The organism is Actinoallomurus soli (assembly GCF_024055715.1).
Taxonomy (GTDB): Bacteria; Actinomycetota; Actinomycetes; order Streptosporangiales; family Streptosporangiaceae; genus Actinoallomurus; species Actinoallomurus soli.
This window is the reverse complement of record NZ_JAMXMV010000011.1, coordinates 161,627-177,630: the sequence shown is the minus strand read 5'-3', so window position 1 is coordinate 177,630 and position 16,004 is coordinate 161,627. Positions and strand designations below refer to the sequence as shown.

General features: G+C 70.7%; 17 protein-coding genes. 5 read left to right on the top strand and 12 right to left on the bottom strand.

From position 1 onward, the window contains the following. Window positions 1–33 precede the first annotated feature (33 nt). A complete protein-coding gene (locus tag NDW01_RS26260) occupies window positions 34–630 on the bottom strand; it encodes an NADPH-dependent F420 reductase (protein WP_252824917.1) in 597 nt (198 codons plus the stop codon). A 41-nt stretch (window positions 631–671) separates the two neighbouring features. Then, a complete protein-coding gene (locus NDW01_RS26255; protein ID WP_252824914.1) occupies window positions 672–1,499 on the bottom strand; it encodes an inositol monophosphatase family protein in 828 nt (275 codons plus the stop codon). A 134-nt stretch (window positions 1,500–1,633) separates the two neighbouring features. On the opposite strand from NDW01_RS26255, the gene NDW01_RS26250 reads away from it, so the two are divergent. Next, complete coding sequence (locus NDW01_RS26250; protein ID WP_252824912.1) at window positions 1,634–2,533, top strand: LysR family transcriptional regulator; 900 nt, start codon at window positions 1,634–1,636, stop codon at window positions 2,531–2,533. Between the two features lie 258 nt (window positions 2,534–2,791). On the opposite strand, the gene NDW01_RS26245 is transcribed toward NDW01_RS26250, so the two are convergent. Genes NDW01_RS26245 through NDW01_RS26210 form a run of 8 tightly spaced genes read right to left on the bottom strand, consistent with a single transcriptional unit; the run spans window position 2,792 to window position 10,008 of the window. Beyond that, window positions 2,792–3,493 (bottom strand): TenA family protein, encoded by a 702-nt coding sequence (locus tag NDW01_RS26245; protein WP_252824910.1) that lies wholly within the window; start codon window positions 3,491–3,493, stop codon window positions 2,792–2,794. Window positions 3,494–3,548: 55 nt separating this feature from the next. Beyond that, window positions 3,549–4,295: a glutamine amidotransferase gene (locus NDW01_RS26240; RefSeq protein WP_252824908.1), complete on the bottom strand. Its 747-nt coding sequence runs from the start codon at window positions 4,293–4,295 to the stop codon at window positions 3,549–3,551. 43 nt (window positions 4,296–4,338) lie between these two features. After that, a complete protein-coding gene (locus tag NDW01_RS26235) occupies window positions 4,339–5,382 on the bottom strand; it encodes a phosphotriesterase family protein (RefSeq protein WP_252824905.1) in 1,044 nt (347 codons plus the stop codon). Next, complete coding sequence (locus NDW01_RS26230; protein ID WP_252824902.1) at window positions 5,379–6,395, bottom strand: ABC transporter permease; 1,017 nt, start codon at window positions 6,393–6,395, stop codon at window positions 5,379–5,381. Before NDW01_RS26230 ends, NDW01_RS26235 begins: the two co-directional genes overlap by 4 nt. A gap of 1 nt (window position 6,396) precedes the next feature. Beyond that, on the bottom strand, window positions 6,397–7,155 hold the full coding sequence (locus tag NDW01_RS26225; protein ID WP_252824900.1) for an ATP-binding cassette domain-containing protein: 759 nt from the start codon (window positions 7,153–7,155) through the stop codon (window positions 6,397–6,399). Continuing rightward, entirely contained in the window at window positions 7,155–8,168 is a 1,014-nt protein-coding gene (locus tag NDW01_RS26220) for a substrate-binding domain-containing protein (protein WP_252824888.1), read from the bottom strand. Before NDW01_RS26220 ends, NDW01_RS26225 begins: the two co-directional genes overlap by 1 nt. After that, window positions 8,165–9,124, bottom strand: a complete 960-nt coding sequence (locus NDW01_RS26215) for a carbohydrate kinase family protein (protein WP_252824886.1) — start codon at window positions 9,122–9,124, stop codon at window positions 8,165–8,167. The genes NDW01_RS26220 and NDW01_RS26215 overlap by 4 nt, the downstream gene beginning before the upstream one ends. Further along, window positions 9,121–10,008 carry a BtpA/SgcQ family protein gene (locus tag NDW01_RS26210; protein ID WP_252824883.1) on the bottom strand — a complete coding sequence of 296 codons (888 nt, stop codon included), beginning with the start codon at window positions 10,006–10,008 and terminating at the stop codon, window positions 9,121–9,123. Before NDW01_RS26210 ends, NDW01_RS26215 begins: the two co-directional genes overlap by 4 nt. 142 nt (window positions 10,009–10,150) lie before the next feature. Between NDW01_RS26210 and NDW01_RS26205 the strand changes: the two genes are divergently transcribed. The 4 genes from NDW01_RS26205 to NDW01_RS26190 all read left to right on the top strand — a co-directional run bounded on the left by NDW01_RS26205 (window position 10,151) and on the right by NDW01_RS26190 (window position 14,427). Beyond that, window positions 10,151–11,188, top strand: a complete 1,038-nt coding sequence (locus tag NDW01_RS26205; protein WP_252824869.1) for a LacI family DNA-binding transcriptional regulator — start codon at window positions 10,151–10,153, stop codon at window positions 11,186–11,188. A 26-nt stretch (window positions 11,189–11,214) separates the two neighbouring features. After that, the gene (locus NDW01_RS26200; RefSeq protein WP_252824866.1) at window positions 11,215–12,369 is read left to right on the top strand and encodes a M20 family metallopeptidase; all 1,155 of its coding nucleotides are present in this window, start codon (window positions 11,215–11,217) and stop codon (window positions 12,367–12,369) included. A gap of 151 nt (window positions 12,370–12,520) precedes the next feature. After that, window positions 12,521–13,141, top strand: a complete 621-nt coding sequence (locus NDW01_RS26195; RefSeq protein ID WP_252824830.1) for a cysteine hydrolase family protein — start codon at window positions 12,521–12,523, stop codon at window positions 13,139–13,141. 272 nt (window positions 13,142–13,413) lie between these two features. Continuing rightward, window positions 13,414–14,427 carry a hypothetical protein gene (locus tag NDW01_RS26190; protein WP_308211780.1) on the top strand — a complete coding sequence of 338 codons (1,014 nt, stop codon included), beginning with the start codon at window positions 13,414–13,416 and terminating at the stop codon, window positions 14,425–14,427. Window positions 14,428–14,794: 367 nt separating this feature from the next. On the opposite strand, the gene NDW01_RS26185 is transcribed toward NDW01_RS26190, so the two are convergent. Together NDW01_RS26185 and NDW01_RS26180 are read right to left on the bottom strand one after the other, a co-directional pair. Next, window positions 14,795–15,181, bottom strand: coding sequence for a VOC family protein (locus tag NDW01_RS26185; protein WP_252824827.1), 387 nt, complete (start codon window positions 15,179–15,181; stop codon window positions 14,795–14,797). Window positions 15,182–15,262: 81 nt separating this feature from the next. Continuing rightward, window positions 15,263–16,000, bottom strand: a complete 738-nt coding sequence (locus NDW01_RS26180) for an SDR family oxidoreductase (protein WP_252824825.1) — start codon at window positions 15,998–16,000, stop codon at window positions 15,263–15,265. Window positions 16,001–16,004: the final 4 nt, after the last annotated feature.

Genomic DNA, 16,004 nt, shown 5'->3' with positions numbered 1-16,004 from the left:
CGGACCTGAGTCAGGAAGAGGAGCATCGGGCCGTCAGCGGGCGATCGAGACCGCGAAGGGCGCGAATCCGCTGGAGCGGATCACGTGCGGTACGAACAGGATCGCGGCCTCGGTCGCCCGCGCGGTCGCGATGCCGCCGAGATCGATGATCCACTCCTGGTGCCAGCCGAGGTCCGCGAGGATTCCCCGGACGACCTGCTTGGCCTCCGGGTCCTCGCCGGAGAGGAAGGCGGTGGGCGGCCTGCCGAGCGCGGCGGGCGCGGTCATGACCGGGTAGAGCATCGTGTTGAGCGTCTTGACGACGCGCGTGCCGGGGAGCGCCTGCTGAAGTTGCTCGGCGAGGCTCGAACCGGGGTAGAGCAGGCCGGCGGGCAGCCCGTCCGGTCCGTCGGCGGTGGGGTTGGAGACGTCTATGAGGATCTTTCCCCGCAGGTCCTCGCGCAGTGCGACGAGCCGTTCCAGCGAGCCGTCGCCCGGCGTGGCGTTGATGACGATCCGCGCCGTCCGGGCCGCGTCGGCGGCGGAGCCCGGCGTGCGGTCCGCCACTCTCACCTCATGCCCGGCCCGGGTGAGGCCGCTGGCCAGGGTGCCGCCGACGCGGCCGTTTCCGAGAACGGCGATCGTGGTCATGGTGATCCGGTCCTTCCGGTGTTCGTGGTCCTCGTGGGCGGTCAGCGGGAGAGCGTGGCGACGGCTTCGGCGTGCACGCCGGGCGCGGCGGCCAGGAGGCTCCCGCTCTCCGGTGTCCAGGGGCGGCCCTCGGCGTCGGAGATCCGTCCGCCGGCCTCGGTGACGAGCAGCGCGCCGGGGAGCAGGTCCGCGCGGGCCCCGGCGAACTGCCAGAAGGCGTCGATCCGGCCGGCGGCCACGTTCAGCAGGTGCAGGGTCGCGGGTACGGACGTCCGCACCACGAGCGCGTCGAGGAGCATGGCGGTGATCGAGGCGCCGACGCGCCGTACGGTCGCCTCGTCCTCGTCCGGCCTGGCCTGGCTCGTGGCCACGATGCCCAGGCCGAGGGTCGTGGTCTCGGACACGCGCAGCGGCAGGCCGTCGAGGTGAGCGCCGGCGCCCGCGAGCGCGGTGTAGGTCTGGCCGGTCAGCGGCAGGTGGACCGCGGTGAGCACCGGCTGGTTGTCGCGCACCAGGGTGGCGGTCACCGCCCATTCCGGCAGGCCGTGCAGATGGTTGACGTTGCCCTCGGCCGGATCCACGACCCACCATTCGCCGGGAGGCAGGGCCCCGCCCTCGAGCTCCTCCTCCACCCAGCGGGCGTCCGGGCGCAGGCGCGAGAGGCGGGGGCGAAGGACGTCGAGGGCCGCGTCGTCATTGGCGGCGAGCGCGCTCATCAGCTCGTCCCGGGTCTGGTGGCGGACCACGTCGCCGAAGCGCTCTCGCAGCACCGAGCCGGCCGCGCGCACGGCGGCCGCGGTCTGCGCGAGCAGGTCGGCGTCGGACGCGGGCCCGGCGGCGGTGGCGGTGTCCTGGATCGATTCGGGCATGGCGGTACTCCCGTCAGAGCAGAGGAGAGGAGGTGGTTCGGGCGGAACCGTGCTCGTTGCGCCCGTGTTCTCGACGGTATGCCCGGCCCATCGTTAACCACAACTGCATGTAAAGCACGGCTAGGATGACTCGCGTGCAATTGGATCTGAACCTGCTCGCCGCGCTCGACGCGCTTCTCGAGGAGGGCAGCGTGGCGGGAGCGGCCGAGCGCCTGCACGTCACCGCCCCCGCGATGAGCCGAAGCCTCGGCCGGATCCGGCGCACGACGGGGGATCAGATCCTGGTGCGCACCGGGCGCACGATGACCCCGACGCCGTACGCGATCGCCGTCCGGGAACAGGTGCACGAACTGCTGCAGCAGGTCCAGGGCGTGCTGGCGCCGAGCCGCGACCTCGACCTGACCACGCTGGAGCGCACCTTCACACTCCGCTGGCACGATTCACTCGTCGCCCGCGGCGGCCCCGCCCTACTCGCGGCGGTACGCGAGCAGGCGCCGGGCGTGCGATTGCGCTTCATCGCGGAGTCGAGCATCGACACTCCCGAACTGCGTCGCGGCGAGGTCGACCTCGAGGCCAACGCGAACCCCCGTACCGAGTCCGACATCCGTGCCGAGCGGGTGGCCGAGAGCCCCCACGTCATCGTCGTGCGGCGGGGGCACCCGCTCACCCGTGTCGAGGCCGTCACCGCCGAGCAGTACGCCGCGGCCGAGCACATCACCATCTCGCGGCGCGGAACGCTCGGCAACGCCTTCGACGACGCTCTCACGCGGCTCGGCCTCACCCGGCGCGTGGTGGCGACCGCGCCCACCCAGGCGGCCGCGTTCGAGTTCGTGCGCGGGTCCGACCTCCTTGCCACAGCCCCCGAATCCACCGCGCGCTCAGCGGCCGCGGACCTCGGCGTGGCCCTGCTCCCACTGCCCCTCGAACTGCCGCCGGCCCCGGTGTACCTGTCGTGGCATCAGCGCTACGACACCGACCGCGCCCACGTCTGGCTACGCGACCTGGCACGGACCGCGCTGGCGACTCCAGGGTGATTGCTCGTCCGCGCCTCCGGCGGCGACGACCGTCCGGTCACCAACGGTGCGGCGGATGAGCAGGACGTGGTGGCGGTGACCTGCCACCCCTGGCCGGCGAGCCAGAGCGCGTCGCCGCCGTCGCCGAATCCGAGATCCAGCATGCCCGCCTCCTCCACCACCGGCGCCCCGGTCGAGAACGCCGGCTTCCCGGCCGCCGACAGGTCCGTGCACGACCCATTCCCGTCGCAGCGTGCCGCCGCCGGGCGGCGGGCCGTCTCACCCCGATTCGTGGAGGAACACGGCGTCGTGGAAGGCGATCTCGGCTTCGAGCATTCCGTTGAACCAGCGGGCCAGGCACTCGTCCGGGACGTCGTCGGGCAACGCGTCGACCTGTGCGGCGAGCGCGTCCACGCCGGCGCGGAACTCCGCGTCGGCGTGAAGGGACACCCACTCGCCGATCGGTCCGGACGGGACATCGCCCTGCTCGTGCGCGCGGGTGCACCAGGTCGAATACAAGCTCTCCGCGGCGAAGAGGACGGTCATCACGGCCGGGTACCCGCCCTCACGCGCGGCGGCCAGCGCGAACTCCGACAGCACGCCCGCCCGCCAGACCGCGTCAGGGCGGGCCGGGACGGGCCAGGCGGCGCGGGCCGCGCGGAAGTAGTCCGCCTGCTCGGTCGTCAGTGCGTGGACCGCCCGCGCGTTGCGTTCGATCGCCGTCCGGTCCGGGGCGTCCCACACGGCCAGGCCGTGCAGGCGGGCGGCCGTCTCGACGAAGGACTCCTCGATCGCCAGGTAGTCGGCGTAGGCCGCGTCGCCGATGGTTCCGGCGGCGACCTCCTCGACGAACCGCATGCCGAGCGCCCGTTCCATGGTCTCGGCGCACGAGCCGAGCAGCCGCCGGGATCGGCTCATCATCCCGTCGCGGGAGTGACCGCGGGTGTTCCGCTCGTCGATCCGCCGGCTCTGCTCGGTCACGAGCCTTCCTTCCTCGGGGAGGTGGTCGGAGGCACTGCGCCTTCGTCTCGCTCACTCACTGGGCGAGCCACTCGATGAGGCCACCGAACAGGTCGGCGTAGCCGTCCCACTCCTCGCAGAAGGACGTCGGCGCCCAATGCGGCGAGCAGTCGGAGGTGAACACGGCCACACGCCCCGAGAGGTGGTCGCCGACGGCGACCAGGGGGTCGCCGTTGAGCGTGGCCAGGATCTCCGCCCAGGGCCGGGTCCGGACGCGGTTGTAGCCCAGGAGCGACGGCCAGTCGCCGGTGACTCCGCCGAGCGCGGGGTGGCCCGCGCCGGTGACCTGCGGACGCGCACCCGCGGGCAGTTCGACGCGGTCGTCCTCGGGGAGCAGTTCGACCGGCAGTACGTCGTGCAGCACGGTGTTGCGGTAGGCGGCCTTGGCCTCGAAACCGGTGAAGGAGAGGTAGCCGCCGATCATCAGCAGGCCACCGCCGTCGCCGACCCAGCCGCGTAGCGCGTCGATCCGGTCGGCGCCCGGCCGTGCCCGCTCGAACACCTCCGGGGAGAGTTGCAGAGAGTTCGCACCGATGTCGGAGAGCACGACCACGTCGTACTCGGCGAGCGCGGCGGCGTCACCGGGGAACTGCGCGGGCACCAGGTGGGCCGGCAGATGCACGACCTCATGTCCGCGGCTCTCCAGCGCGCGGCGCAGCGGCCCGACGCCCTCGGCGTAGGAACTCGTGGTGAACGAGTCCACCCCCTTGACGTGGATGGAATGGGTGATCCAGCTCTCGCCCGCGATCAGCACGCGACTCACTGTGTGTACTCCTTATTTCTTGTGGTTCGGGACCGGTGCTCGGTCAGGACGCCGCATGGTCGAACAGCCGGGCGGGGTTGGCTCGCAGGAGGTCTTCGGCGACCTCGGGGGCGATGCCGTGTTCGACCAGCCGGGGGATGAAGAGGGTCGGGACGTACCGGAAACCGTTGCCGCCGTACGTGGTGAGCATGCTCTTGAGGAACACGTCGTGGCTGAGCAGCAGGCGTTCGCCGTGCCCGCGTCCGATGAGCCGCGCGATGGCGCGCGCGGTCTCGTGCGGTGCCGGGGACTGTCCCTCTCCCGGATACCGGAACGGCATTCCGATCATGTCGAACTCAAGCCAGACACCACGGTCGGCGACCGCGTACTGGTAGTCGGGGGCGTCGTGCGAGGGATCCATGTGGCAGAGCACCACGGCGCCGGGCGGTACCCCGTAGTCGCCCAGCACGATGTCGAGGACCTCATGCGCCCGGCGCTGCCAGCCGGGCAGGTGGACGTAGAGAGGGACTCCGGTCTCGCGCTGGGCGCGCGCGGCGGCGCGCAACGCCGTGTGCTCGTCCTCGGTGAAGTCCGGTGACACACCGATCTCCCCGATGACGCCCGGGAGGATCCCGGTGCCGTCGGCCCCTCCGGTGAACTCGGCCACCAGTTCCCTGGCGAGGCGGCGTTCCCCGGCCGATGACAGGTGCGCCGGGTGGTGCGCCTGCAGGTACCAGCCGGAGCCCATGACGATCCGCAGGCCGCTGCGCTCGGCGAGCGAACGCAGCGCCAGCGGGTCGCGACCGAGGCCGCCTGGTGTGACGTCGACGATCGTGCCTCCCCCGGCGGAGGCGAACGCGCGTAGGTCGGCCAGCATCGCGTCGAGGTCGTCGAGTACGCAGTGGTCGAGGCAGGCGTACGGCTGCTCACGCAGCAGCCAGGCCAGAGCCGGGGTGGTCCGGGCGTCGCGCAGGAAGCCCAGCCGCGGGTCGTCCGGTGCCGTGACCGCCTTGCGCACGTCGTTGCGCAGGTGCTCGTGGGTGAGGGTGAGGCCGAGTTCCGCGCTGGGTACGGGCCCGGTCACCGTCGTCACCGTGGTGCCGGTCATGGCCTGCGGGTCAGGTGGGCGAACAGGTCGGCGATGGTACGGCCCCGCAGGTTGATCCAGATCGCGGCGAGCAGCACCAGACCGGTCACGATCGGGGTCAGGAACGGGCTCACGCCGAGCAGGGTCAGGCCGTTCGCGATCACACCGGTGATGACCGCTCCGATGATCGTGCCGACCATTGTCCCCCGGCCGCCGAACAGGTTCGTGCCGCCGAGGACGACCGCGGCGATCACGGTCAGCTCGAAGCCCTGCCCGGAGTTGGCCGAGCCGGAGCCCAGCCGGGCAGCGGTGAGCAGACCCGCCACTCCGGCCGCCAGACCGGCCAGCATCAGCGTGATCATCTTGATTCGGTCGGTGTTCACGCCGGCGCGGCGGACCGACTCCTCCTGGGAGCCGATGCCGTTGACGTAGTTGCCGAACCGCATCGTGGACAGCATCACCGCTCCGAGCACGACCGCGGCCAGCGCGATCCAGGCCAGCGCGGAGAAACCGAGGAACTTCGCCGCACCGATCCTGGCGACGTACAGCCGCCGGTCGATCGGCACGGAGAACCCCTTCGTCCACAGCTGCGCCAGGCCGCGGATCACCGACATGGTGGCGAGGGTGACGATGAACGGGGGGATCTTCTGGTACGCCGACAGCCAGCCGTTGACGGCGCCCCAGAGGAGCCCGGCCAGCAGCGCCGCGATGATCACCAGGGAGGAGTCCCATCCGGCGCGGAGCATCTCGGCGGTGAGGGTGGCGACGAACGCGACCGTGGAGCCCACCGACAGGTCGATCTGCCCGGTGGTGATCACGAAGGTCATGGCCACCGCGACGATCAGGGTGATCGCCACCTGCGTGGCCAGGTTGGAGATGTTGCCGAAGGTCAGGAAGTTGGGTGCGGCGATCCCGAAACAGAGGAACAGCACGACGGTGACGCCGGCCATGGCCAGGGTCGCTTTGTTCGAACGTTCCCACCAGCCGGGGGTCTCGGCGAGCACGGTGGGGGCCGGCACGGCCTCGACACTCATGTCAGGCCACCTCCTTGGTGTCGGACCCGTTGCCCGAACGGGTGATCATGGCGACGAGCCGCTCGATGTCCAGCGCGGAGATCGGCTCGTCCTCGACGCTGCGGCCCTCATGCATCACGGTGATCCGGTCGCAGACCTCGAAGAGGTCCTGCAGGCGGTGGGTGATCAAGATGACCCCGACCCCCTGGCTCGCGACGTCGCGGATCATCTTGAGGACCTGGCGGACCTCGGCGACCGCCAGTGCCGCGGTCGGCTCGTCCAGGATCAGCACGCGCGGCTGGAACGACACGGCCCGCGCGATGGCCACCGCCTGCCGCTGGCCGCCGGACAGCCGGCCGATCTCCTGATACGTCGACTTCACGCGGACGTGCAGTTCCGACAGGGTCTCGGCGGCCTTCGCGTGCATCGCCCTGCGGTCGATGAACGGGCCCTTACGCGGCTCGCGCCCCAGGAACAGGTTGCTCGCGACGTCGAGGGTGTCGCAGAGGGCGAGGTCCTGGTAGACGATGCCGATCCGTTCGCGCCGCGCGTCGGCGGGGCTGGCGAAGCGGACGTCGCGGCCGTCGACGGTGATCTGGCCGGAGTCGTGCTGGATGGCCCCGGCCAGCACCTTCATCAACGTCGATTTCCCGGCGCCGTTGTCACCGACGAGGCCGAGCACCTCTCCGGGGGCAAGTGTGAGGTCGACGCCTCGCAGTGACTGCACCGGGCCGAACGACTTGGTGATCCCTCTCAGGGTGACCAGCGAGGTATCGCTCATCACTTCTCCAGGTAGTAGAGGTAGTTCCGGACGTTGGCGGGGGTGACGATCTGGGTCGGGACCGGCATGTTCCTGGGTACGGTCCGGTGGCAGGCCAGATCGATCGCCGCGTTCATCGCGTCGTAGCCGAACTGGAAGGTGTTCTGCTGCACGACGCCGAGGATCCAACCGGCCCGCAGCCCGTCCACCGCCTGGGAGGACAGGTCCCACCCGACGACCTTGAGGTCCTTGGTGCGCTGCTGGCTGACGACCGCGGCCGCCAGTCCGATGAGGGCCGGCTCGCCGGTGGCGTAGGCGTATTTCAGGTCCGGGGCGCCGGTGAGCAGGTTCTCGGCGGCGGTCTGGGCGTTCTCCTGGATGTTGCGCCCGTCGACCACGTTCTTGATCTTCATGCCCTTGGCGGTGACCGCGTCGGTGAAGCCCTTCTGCCGCTCGTTCTGGATCGTGCTGTTGAGGGCGCCGACCACACCGATGTCGCCGCGGCCGCCAGTGATCTTGAGCAGCGCCTGGCCGAGTTGCCTCCCTCCCTCGGCGTTGGCCGTGCCGACCTGGGTGGCGACCGCTGGGTCGTCGACGGTGGCGTCTACGGCGACGACCGGCACTCCGGCCGCCTTGGCGCGCCGGATCGCGGGCTTGATGCCCTCGGTGTCGACTGCGTCGACGATGATCGCGTCGTAGTGGTTGGCCACGAGGTCGTCGATCGCGTTGGCCTGGGTGGTGGAGTCGTCGTTGCCGTTGACGATCTGCACCTGTGCGCCGGCCTTGCGCGCCACCGTCTGCGCGCCGGTGTCGATCTGGTTGAAGAACAGCGCCTGAAGATTGATCGGGACGATCCCGATCTTCGGTGTATGACCGCTCACCTTGCAGGACTGGGCGATCTTCGCGGGTGGGGGCGGCCCCTGCTCGGTGGCCCTCTTCTCCGCGGCGATCTCGCGCCTGGCCGCCGCGTCACAGCCGACCGTCGTCAGCAGCAGGCCGAGCGAGACCACGGCCGTCACCGTGCGTCGCATCATGTCTCCTCTCCTTCGGAGGGGGCCGGGCCCGGTAGGTGAGCGGCGATGGGGCCGCCCTTCGTGCCGGATCGCGATTCGGGATGGGTGTCGAGGTAGGCGCTGACGGTCTCCCGGCGGGGGAGGCCGTCGCGGGCACCGGGGCGGGTGCACGACAGGCCGGCCGCGACGGCGGCGAAAAGTGCTGCCTGTAGCGGCGACGTCCCCCGGTCCAGCTCGGCGCAGTAGGTGCCGGCGAAGCAGTCCCCGGCACCGGTCGCGTCGATCGTGGTCACCTTGATGGCCTCGCCGCCGTGGCGTTCGCCTGCGGGCGTCAGGAGCGTCCAGCCCCGGGGACCGTCGGTGACCACCAGGTATACCTGGTGCTCCACGGCGGCCCTGACCAGGGCGGCGTCGTCGCCGAGGAACTCGGTGACCTGCGCGCGGCCGCCGATCGCGTGGTCGGCGGCCGACAGGGCGGCGCGCATCGCCTCCGGCCCGTCGCAGCCGTCGAGATCCACCACCACGCGCGGCCCCGGCGGGCCGGCCAGCACGGCGGCCGCCTCGGGGAAGCGGTAGCCGTCGAGGTAGAGCCAACCCGCGCCCGCCTCGCGTGCGACCCGGACCACCTCGGCGATGTGGTCGGTGTCCACGGCGTCGTCCTGGCTGATGATCGAGCGCTCGCCGTCGGGGGTGAGCAGGATGACCGCCGTGGTGAGCGCGGCCGTGCGGGACGTCCAGGCCGTACCCACGCCTTCGGCCGCGAGCGCCTCGAGGAACGCCGTGCTCAGCCGGTCGGTGCCGACCACACCCGCGAACCGCGCGTCGGCCCCCACCCTGGCCGCCGCCACCGACGCGTTGGCCGCCATCCCGCCCTCGCCGTACTGGACACCTGTGGCCTGCACGCGAGCGCCGGGTCCCGGCAGAACCGGGACGCGGACGGTCAGGTCGGTGTTGGCGTAGCCACAGAAGACGATCACGGAAGGACCACGCCTGCCTTGACCGCCGCGGCGGTCAGCTCACGGACCTTGGCCGTGTCGACGCGACCCCACCAGCGGCCGTTCTCCTTCACCGACGACGCGACGATCACGCCGTCGCAGGCGGGCAGCAGCCCACCGACGTTGGCAGCGGTGATGCCGGAGCCGATCACGACCGGGAGCGTGGTGTTCGCGGCGATGCCCTCGACCTCGTCCAGTGCGGCCGCGTCGCCGGTCCGCGACCCGGTGGCGATCAGCACGTCGGCGCCGAAGAACTCGGCGTCCTCGGTCTGCTCGGCCAGCGTGCGGTCGGCGACGATCGAGTGCGAGCCGTGCTTGACGTGCACGTCGGCGAAGACCTTGACGGGGCCCGCGCCGATCCGGCTGCGATAGCGGGTGGCGTGCGCCGACTGGCCCTCGATGATGCCCTCGTTGGCGACGTAGGCGTTGGCCCACTGGTTGACCCGGACGAAACCGGCGCCGCCGCTCCAGGCGGAGGCGATCGAGCACTCGGCGGCGTTGGACAGGACGCTGACGCCCAGACGGCCACCGGCGTTCTCCAGCAGCGCGTGCCGTACCCGGTCGGTCACCACGGCCATCGCCGCCGCGGTTTCGTAGCCGTGCTCGCCCGGCTTGAGGAACGGGATGTCCCAGTGGTTCTCCACGATGAGCCCGTGACAGCCGCCCTCCAGGTACGCCCGCGCCTCCTCGATCGCGAACACGGAGATCTCATCGAGTGAAACGCCCTCGTAGTGCGGGCTGCCCGGCAGAGGGGGGAGGTGGATCACGCCGATGACGACCTTCGGAGTGCCGAACAGCTCCTCGATCGCGTTCGGCTTGGGAGGGAACACGCCCAGTACCTGCTCGCTTCCGGCGGCCCGCACCATGTCGCTCCTCGTGTAATCGATTGCAGTGAAGTTGGGTTGAACCGTAGGTGGCGTATCCGCAGGACGTCAAGGGTCTATACTCGACTTCGTCGCTGTTGATCAGTGACGCTCCCATCTCGGAGCGGGTCGGGAAGGTAAACGATTGCAGCGCGTCACGATTGCCCAGGTCTCCGAGCGCGCCGGCGTCTCCACGGCCACGGTGTCCCGCGTCCTCTCCGGCAAGGGACCCGTTTCGGCCGCGGTGGAGCGCAGGGTCCGGCGCGCGGCCGAGGAGTTGGGCTACCAGGTCAACCCCATCGCGCGGGCACTGCGCAACAGCCGGACCGACACCGTGGGCATGGTCGTGCCGAGCATCTCCAATCCGTTCTTCACCTCACTGGTGGAAAGCGTCGAGCACGTGCTCGAACGCGAGGGCAAGGAGCTGTTCCTCTCCGATGCCCGCTCCGACCCGGCGATCGAGGCCCGGCGTCTGTCCTCGCTCGCGGCGCGCAACGTCGACGGCATCATCGTCAGCCCGAGCCATGGCACCGAGAGCGGCCCCGCGGTCCAGGAGACGGCGGACCGGCTGCCGCTGGTACAACTCGACCGGTTCGTCGGCGGTACCAACACCGACTGGGTGGGCGTGGACGACGTCGCCGCGATGCGCCTGGTCATGGACCATCTCCATGAGGGCGGGGCGCGTTCGGCGGCCTTCATCGGCTCCCTGATGACCAACTCCTCCACCGAGCAGCGGTTCGCCGGGTTCCGGCGCCGCGCGGAGGAGCTGGGCATGAGCGTCCACCCTGATCAGGTCTTCCTCGGTGACTACAGCGTCGACTGGGGCGAGACCGCCGCGGCCCGCCTCGTCAATGCCGGGAACATGCCGGACGCGATCGTGTGCGCCGACGATCTGATCGCTCTCGGGGTCACGCGCGCCTGCCGCGCGCACGGCATCGCGGTCCCCGATCAGGTCCAGGTGACCGGATACGACAACATCGAGTTCTCGCGGCTCGGCGAGCCCGCGCTGACCACGGTGGATCAGCCCCGTGACCGCATCGCCGAGGAGGCGGTGCGGCTGCTGGCCGCGGCGAGCCGGGCCGGGGACACCGACCGAGGCCCGTCCGCCCGCATCGCGCTCGTACCGACACTCGTGGTGCGCGACAGCACCAGGGCGGGGGCGGCACGCCGGCCGGGCCGGTGAGCCCAGCACTGATCAGGAGGCCGAGGATGGGTGGATCAGCCGGACCAGTCGATGCGGCCGGGCAGGACGGAGCGCTCGCGCTCGCGCGGCGGCTGGTGCGCATCGACACCAGGGGCGGTGGTGAGCGTCCGGCCGCCGACCTGGTCGCGAACATGCTCGACGACGCGGGATTCGACGTCCGCGTCGACGAACCGCTGCCGGGCAGGGCCAACGTCATCGCGCGCTTCGGACCCGAGGCACCGCGGATCCCGGTCACGTTCACCGGCCACCTGGACACCGTGCCCGCCGAGGAGTCCGGCTGGTCGTTCGACCCGATGAGCGGCGAGGTCCGCGACGGACGGCTGCTCGGCCGCGGCGCCAGCGACATGAAGGCGGGCGTCGCCTGCCAGGTCGAAGCCGCGGTGCGCGCCGCCCGGGAACGTCCCGGCGACACCGCGGTGCAACTGGTGTTCACCTTCGGCGAGGAGACCGGCTGCGACGGCGCCGCCCTGATCGACGAGGCCTCGCTGACCCCCACCGACCTGCTCATGGTCGCCGAGCCGACGGGCAACCGGCTCGTTCTCGGGCACAAGGGCACACTCTGGCTCAAGGTCAGCGCCCTTGGGATCTCCGCGCACGGCTCCCGGCCGGAACTGGGCCGCAACGCGCTCGCCGCGCTCGCCGGTGCGGCGTCGCGGATCCACGAATATCGAGGCTGGCCCGTGAGCCCGGCGTACGGACCCGCGACGGTGAACGTCGGCACCTTCCACGCGGGTACGCAGCCCAACCTCGTGCCCGACCGCGCCGAGATGTGCCTGGACATCCGTACGATCCCCGGCTTCGGCTCCGACGACGCGGTCGCCGAGATCACCCGTCTTTCCGGCGAGGGCGTCGACATCGAGCGGCTGGTCGACCTGCCGGGGGTCGCCACCGACCCGGCGGACGTGACGGGGGTCATGGAGCTTCTCGTGCCCGGTTCCTCGACACGGCCGCCCGAGTACGCGACCTATTTCACCGACGCCTCGGTCCTCACCGGCAAGCTCGGCGACCCCGCGGTGATCGTGTACGGGCCCGGTGACCCCGAGCAGGCGCACGTCACCGACGAGACCTGCTCGGTGGCCGCGATCGTCGAGTCGGCCGCCGCGCTGCACCACCTGCTCCGCGCGTGGGACGGCTCGCTCATCCGCACGCCCCATCGATGACGGGTCACGGAGGTCGGGTCGGCACGGCAGGTCCGAAGCCATGCCGCCCCACGTGGGAGGAACGCCCTGGTCGGATGATTATCATGATCGCCGGAGCAGGTGTCCCGCTGACCACAGGACGCCGGATGAAGAGGTTGGACGGGAGCCAGTCGTGACCACCGCACTGATCGTCGGCGACATCCAGCAGGGCATCACGAGCAATTACCCGTTCGCCAAGCAAGTCGTGCCGCCGCTCACCGAACTCCTCCCGCGCGTCCGCGCGGCCGGGGCTCTCGTCGTGTTCGTGCACTTCGCCTTCCGGGGCAACGGGGCCGACTTGCCGCCGGGAAACGAAATGTTCAGGACGTTCTACGAAGCCGGTGACGCCTTCCACGAGGGGTCGGCCGGAACCGCGATCGATCTGCCGGTCGCCGACGAGGACGTCCTCGTGCTGAAGCGCCGTGCCAGCGCGTTCGCCGGCACGGACCTCGACCTTGTGCTCCGCGCGGCCGGTGTCGACACTCTCGCGATCGCCGGAGTCGCGACCAGCGCGATGGTGGCTGCGACGTGTTACGACGCGGCAGACCGTGGCTACCAGGTGACCGTGCTGCGTGACGGTTGCGCCGACGGCGATCCGGCGATGCACGACTTCTTCATGGACGCCGTCTTCCCCAGCCGGGGATTCGAAGTCCTGTCCTGCGCCGGCTTCACACCGTCCGCGGGGCCCCACCGGTCGAGCAGCCCGCAGGCGGATGATGACCGTGAGGCAGAAGGCCCCGGCTCCGCGCAATAGGGCGGCTTCATCGTAGGTTTCGGTGCTCCAGCGAACCGCGACGCTGGAGCCGACAGCCCGGCTGCCGCGATCGGAACGAGCCGGGCCGCCACCGTCCAGAGCCTCCACCGAACCCCGGGGGGTCATTCCGGCGGAGCCCGGGGACGGTATTGACGCGATCTGGCACGCGAGCAGCCGCAGAGCAACCACGGCCGCCAAACGACCCTAGAACAGACACTGGGCGTTCTCGGTGGAACCGAGAACGCCCAGGCCTGGCCGCGGTCGCCCGCCGTGTGATCGAGCCCATCAACGCCGCACAGAGCAGCAGACTCGACGACATCCTCGCCCGGACCGAGGACCCCTACGTCCACGAGCTCGTCGAGGCGTTCGTGGGCCCGCTGTTCGACGGGATGCCGACCGGTGCCGAGGGCGGTGCCCAGACATCGCGGCTGCTCGTGCGGATCCTGAGCGCCCCCTCCGAGGAAGTGCGCGCCTGGGCCGGCCTCGCACAGGACGCGCTCCGTGAGCGCTATCTCGCGGCCTTCGCACGCATCCTGCCCGGCCTGTCCCCGCAGGAACTGCGCTTCCGGATGAGGGGCATCGTCGCCGTCACGGCCGTCGACCGGGCCGAGGTCTACCAGCAGCCCGCCACCGCCTGCGCCGCCCCGGCAACGGGCGAGGCGGCGCGCAGGTGGGCGGTGACGTTCCTGACCGCGGCGATGGGCGCACCCCCACCCCGGAGGGCTGGGCAGACGACGGCATGGACGGCTGAACGTCGCCGAGCACGCCGGCCCCGCCCGGACCCGCGCCACCGGACTGGCAGCTATCGCTGCCATGGCCGCATCCGGAGCCGTCCCGTGGGCACGTCTTACAGCTCCCACGATCCGCTTGTGCATCTTGCCGGGCGTTGCTCAGCCGCAATGAATGCACGCCCCGGCCCCGCAACTCGTCGAGAGAGTCCAGCAGCGCGGGTCAGGACTTGGAGTGGGTGTCCAGGACGGTCCCGCGTGGGAACGCCCCTCCCGCCGAGACACCACGGCGCGTATCACTTCGCACGTCCGGAGGACTCCTCAGCGGCCTCGCAGGCCGCCAGATTCCTGTCCGTCGTAAACCCCGTGCCCGGCGAGTCCTTGTGGCTCGACCTCGAAGCCGGCGATCTGGACCAGGCCACGACGAACGGCTGGGCGAAGGCAATCCGACGTCCCGGACATCTGCGCGCCCTACCTGCACATCGGTCCATGACCAAGCCGCCTCCAGCGTTGGGGACCGCAAGGCGCACAGGTACGGCTTGCTGGTTCCGACGCTGACGTAACCGAGCGCCTCCGGCAGGCCGGGTATGAGGCGGCGCACAAGGAGGCGGAAATTCCGGTCGATCCGTCGCTCATTGTGGCGGCGGCCGCATCAACTGCACGCGCACCGGGGCCGATCCCCCCACCGCCGCCGAACTCCGAACGGCCCTCCTTACCGACTGGCCGGCAGGCTGAAAGGGCCGGGCTTCTGGCGTTTTCCTCCGGGGCTCGGGCGAGCCAGCGAGTCGGAGGAGGGCGACCCCGGCGACGAGCACCAGGCGTCGGCCTGCCCGGCAACGGGTGATCGCCTCCGGCCCCAAGGCGGGGAAGTGGGGTCTGCCCGGTGTAGCGGTGGGGGTTCCTCACGCGGTATTGCCGGCATCTCTTAGGCGTAGGGCGTGGTGATGAACTCGGTCAGGACCGTGCCGCCGGGGTCGAGTGTGTAGAGTCCACGACCGCCGTAAAGGTGGTTGATCTCGCCTTCGCGGGATTTCATTGGGTTTGGCCAGAAGGGCACGGAGTCTTTCTTCAGGCGCGCCAGGATCGTGTCGAACTCGTCGTCGGTCACGAGGAAGGCGAGGTGGCTTTCGTTGATGCGGTCAGGGGGGATCAGGTCGTCGGCGAAGTCGATGCCGACATTGTTCGATGTGTTGACCTGGGTGAATCGTCCCCAGTCGACGGGGGCGGAGGCGGCCATCAGGTCGGCCAGAAACGCTGCGGACTCTCGCCGGTTACGGCAGTGGACGATGATGTGGTTCAACTCGTTTGCCATCACGGCTCCTTCAGTGTGAGGGGCGCAGCGCCCTGGCCGGGCCCCATGGTGTGCGTCGGGACATGTTCGGCTGCCGGCGAGTCAGCTCTTGAGCGTGCCGCCGTACTCTTCCGGGACTAGGTCGGCCTGCTCGGCGCCGCTCCTGATCAGGTCGAGGATCGTGTCGGCGGCTCCCTCGGGCGACTGAGGCGCCAGTCCGCTGGAAGCCTCCATTCGCAGTGCGTCTTCGACGTTGCCGCGGACCGTGCCGACGAACTCGGTCTCGGTGATCGACGGGAACATCATCGACACGGCGATGCCGTCGTCGGCGAGCTCGGCGCGGGCGATGGCCGAGAGCTTCTGGAGAGCGGCCTTGGAGGCGGAGTACCCGCCGGATCCCGGCAGCGTCGACCAGATGATGCCGGAGCCCACGTTCACGATGGCCCCGGCCCCCTGCTTGCGCATCTGCGGAAGAACCGCCTGCGTCGTGACCAGGGGTGCGACGAGGTTGAGTTCGAGGACGGCCCGGAAGTCGTCGGGGTCGATGACGTCGACGGTGGCTTGCAGCCCCTGGCCGGCGCTGTTCACCAGGACGTCGATCCGCCCGAACTTCTCGACCGCGGCTCGGACGGCCGCCTCGACCTGGGCCCGGTCCGTCACGTCGCACGGCACCGCCAGGGCCACCGACTCGCCGAGTTCCTTGGCGAGCTGCCGGATGCGCTCCTCGCGGCGAGCGGCGAGCACCACGCGCGCACCGGCTCGGGAGGCAGCCCGTGCGGTGGCCGCTCCGATGCCCGACGACGCTCCGGTCACGAGCACTACGGCTCCGTTGACATCCATGGGA

What these genes read in the sequence shown, in the direction of transcription:
- NDW01_RS26260 (WP_252824917.1), bottom strand. Translation starts at nt 630, where the DNA reads ATGACCACGATCGCCGTTCTCGGAAACGGCCGCGTCGGCGGCACCCTG.
- NDW01_RS26255 (WP_252824914.1), bottom strand. Translation starts at nt 1,499, where the DNA reads ATGCCCGAATCGATCCAGGACACCGCCACCGCCGCCGGGCCCGCGTCC.
- NDW01_RS26235 (WP_252824905.1), bottom strand. Translation starts at nt 5,382, where the DNA reads ATGACCGGCACCACGGTGACGACGGTGACCGGGCCCGTACCCAGCGCG.
- NDW01_RS26230 (WP_252824902.1), bottom strand. Translation starts at nt 6,395, where the DNA reads ATGAGTGTCGAGGCCGTGCCGGCCCCCACCGTGCTCGCCGAGACCCCC.
- NDW01_RS26225 (WP_252824900.1), bottom strand. Translation starts at nt 7,155, where the DNA reads ATGAGCGATACCTCGCTGGTCACCCTGAGAGGGATCACCAAGTCGTTC.
- NDW01_RS26220 (WP_252824888.1), bottom strand. Translation starts at nt 8,168, where the DNA reads ATGATGCGACGCACGGTGACGGCCGTGGTCTCGCTCGGCCTGCTGCTG.
- NDW01_RS26210 (WP_252824883.1), bottom strand. Translation starts at nt 10,008, where the DNA reads ATGGTGCGGGCCGCCGGAAGCGAGCAGGTACTGGGCGTGTTCCCTCCC.
- NDW01_RS26200 (WP_252824866.1), top strand. Translation starts at nt 11,215, where the DNA reads ATGGGTGGATCAGCCGGACCAGTCGATGCGGCCGGGCAGGACGGAGCG.
- NDW01_RS26185 (WP_252824827.1), bottom strand. Translation starts at nt 15,181, where the DNA reads ATGGCAAACGAGTTGAACCACATCATCGTCCACTGCCGTAACCGGCGA.
- NDW01_RS26180 (WP_252824825.1), bottom strand. Translation starts at nt 16,000, where the DNA reads ATGGATGTCAACGGAGCCGTAGTGCTCGTGACCGGAGCGTCGTCGGGC.